General features: G+C 61.6%; 3 protein-coding genes. 2 read left to right on the forward strand and 1 reads right to left on the reverse strand.

The annotated features are described in order from the left end of the window. The first annotated feature begins 619 nt into the window (after positions 1-619). Both QZY44_RS29960 and QZY44_RS29965 read left to right on the forward strand, forming a co-directional pair. The gene (locus QZY44_RS29960; protein ID WP_295456377.1) at positions 620-1,681 is read left to right on the forward strand and encodes a phosphatidylglycerol lysyltransferase domain-containing protein; all 1,062 of its coding nucleotides are present in this window, start codon (positions 620-622) and stop codon (positions 1,679-1,681) included. Between the two features lie 64 nt (positions 1,682-1,745). Next, on the forward strand, positions 1,746-2,651 hold the full coding sequence (locus QZY44_RS29965) for a glutaminyl-peptide cyclotransferase (RefSeq protein WP_295456379.1): 906 nt from the start codon (positions 1,746-1,748) through the stop codon (positions 2,649-2,651). A gap of 39 nt (positions 2,652-2,690) precedes the next feature. Here the strand turns inward: QZY44_RS29965 and QZY44_RS29970 are convergent. After that, the coding region (locus QZY44_RS29970) for a hypothetical protein (RefSeq protein ID WP_295456381.1) at positions 2,691-2,946 on the reverse strand (256 nt) is incomplete at its 5' end.

Raw genomic sequence — 2,946 nt, forward strand, 5'->3', positions numbered from 1 at the left:
CACGACGTCCAGCTTGGGAACTCGGTGATCGGCGCGCAACTAACGTGCGGACAAGATGTTATAACGCGTTCTTGGGCTGAAAATGAGATTTGCAACTGGGTAACAAGTCACTGAACAGTGGATACGGGTCTTCTTTGGGCCGATCTGCGAAGCGCTTGAACTCGGCATCGCCGGGGGTTGGTCCAAAACGAAGACGCCGATAGCAGCGAGGTCGCCGAGCAACGCGCGCAGAAAGAGAACGATTGCGCCCACGATGCCCATCACGGCACCTCAGTTCGGGGTACGTGAGGATGAATCGTAGCCGCTCAGCCCAGCGAAGGTGAAACGCGTAAGTCCTTGCCGCACAACGCGGACGGACTTTTTGGTAGGCACACCATCTCGAAGGCAGCCCGATTCCTCCATCCGCCTGTCGAGTGATTCTCCTGCTGTTGTACGCCGTTGCACGACGGGAAGTGTCGAGGATAATCAGCCCAGACGGCCGCGGTGTTCGTCTGCGGACTGCGAGGATGGCGTGTCATCGAGCATAGAAGGCGTGGGTCTGGCTCGCCTGAGCTGTCGGCGTCCCTTGATCAGGAGGCTGGCGGAGCTTGGCAGGCTTTCGCTCCGCCGGTTCTCGCGCATGCTGCTGCGCGCCGGCGCGACGGGATTCGACGTCACTTCGTCCCGCGACGGCAGATCCGCCGCCGCGGAACTGCTGGATCGGTTCTCAACGCTTTCCGGCCAGGTGCACGCCCTTTCAGACGATCCCTGGCGGCTCATGTGGGGGCCCGATCGACGAGCCTACCTGCCCTTCCAAGAGCGGTCGTCAACGCTGATCGCCTGGCGCGACCCGGTCGGGCCGCCGGAAGATGCGCTAGAAGTCATCCGTTGCTTTCAAGCCTATGCGGCCGCACTCGGCAAACACGCGGTGCTGCTGGGCATGGGCCGCACGATCGTTGAGACGCTGCCCAAGAACAGCTTCCACTCGGTCTGGCTGGGCACCGAGCCATTCTACGATCTGAGGACGTGGCACACCCGCGGAAAGGCCCGCACGGAGATCCGGCAGGCCTGCAATCATGCGCGCAAACACGGCGGGATCGCCAGGGAAGTCTATCCGCTCCGGGATGCCGACATCCGAAAAGGCGTCGAAGACGTGACCGAGGCATGGATGAGGGCGCGCCCCGAACGCCGGAGTCGATCCTTCCTGCGGACGGCTCCACTGGAGAATGCGCAAGATCGGCGATACTTCGTCGTCCAGGGAGATGAACGCATCGAGAGCCTCCTGGTCTGCTCTCCCGTCAGCCTTCGGGGGCAGTACTTGCAGGATCTCGTCCGCAGGCCCGATGCTCTGCGGGGCAGCCATGAACTGAACATCGTGACTGCCATGGCCGTCTTTCAGAGAGAGGGACTGGAGTTCGTCACGGGTGGAATCATCCCGTTCTACGACCCCAACAGGCCCAGATGCGCGCAACGACCGCAGGACGGAGGCGTTCTGGGGCATGTGATGGGGCGTTTTGACCACCTTTTCCGCTTCTCCGGGTTGCAGCAGTTTCGCGCCAAGTTCGTTCCCAGCCGCGTGGTCGACATTTACGCCCTGCTTTGGCCCGGCGTTCTGACGCCCGGCCTGATGCGAGACCTTTGTGCGGTTCTTTGGCGGCCAGGGAATCGTCCTGCCACCAAAACAGATGAGTTGGCGGCATAGTCAGGATGCCGCTTCGGCTTGTCGCGGGAACTGGACTTGCATTCTGCCCCAGGAGGCCCAGACCGTGCTTTTCGACTGGTTCCTCGCGCCGGTTTCGACGCTCCGGAGTTTGGGTTTCGCCCGGCTGGGTGCACTGTGCCTGCTGGCGGGCTGTTCCGCCGCCCAGCCGCCCCTGGCGGAGTGCTACCGCTGTGAGGTCGTCAACTCCTTCCCCCACGACACGAACGCATTCACGCAAGGCCTCGCGTACTGTGACGGGGAATTGTACGAAGGCATGGGTCTCAACGGACGCTCTTCCATCCGCCGCGTGGAATTGGCAACCGGAACGGTCTTGCAGCAACACGACTTGCCCTGGAGATACTTTGGCGAGGGCATCACGCTCTGGGGGGATAAGCTCATTCAACTCACCTGGACAGCCAGGACAGGGTTCATCTACGACCGCCGATCTTTCCGCCTGCTGTCGAGTTTCTCCTATCCCACGGACGGATGGGGTTTGACGCATGATGATACTCGCCTCGTCATGAGCGATGGCTCGGCTACGCTCTACTTCCGTGAGCCGGACACATTTGCGGAAACCGGGCGCATTCGCGTCACCGACGGCGGTGCACCCGTCTCCAATTTGAACGCGCTGGAGTTCATCCGCGGCGAGATCTGGGCCAGCGTATGGCAGCAGTATCGCATCGCCCGCATCTCGCCCGCCTCTGGCCAGGTCCTCTCCTGGATCGATATTTCCGGCCTGTTGTCCCCTCTCGACCGCTTGCTGGCGGGCTCGCCCAACGGCATCGCCTACGATGACAAAACCGACCGCATCTTCGTCACCGGCAAGCGCTGGCCCAAGGTTTTCGAAATACGGGTACGTCGCGATGCCTGCGACATCCCTGTCGTCCGGCCAGCAGAAGAACCGAGCCGAGTCGCCCTGGAGACTTCGTGCCTCGCAGACGATCCAACCTCTCCGGTGATCACAGACTGACGCACGCCTACTGCGAGAAGAACACACTTTCCCTGCAGTTCAGAATCGAAACGTCGCTGACAACATCAGGGATTCGCGCTCGCCGAAACCTACGTCGATCATCACGCTCATGTGCTTGCCGATCTCCAGACCGGTACCGACGATGGGGTTCCACGAGTTGAGCGATTTGATCTTGCCCTGGAAATCCAAATCGAAGATCGACAGGTTGCCCGACATGACCTCCTGGACGCCCTCCCACATGATGCCGCCCCACACCGACATATAGACGTCGCCCAGCTTGGGCGTCCGCAGGATA

It is taken from the genome of uncultured Thiodictyon sp. (assembly GCA_903837595.1).
Classification (GTDB): Bacteria; Pseudomonadota; Gammaproteobacteria; order Chromatiales; family Chromatiaceae; genus Thiodictyon.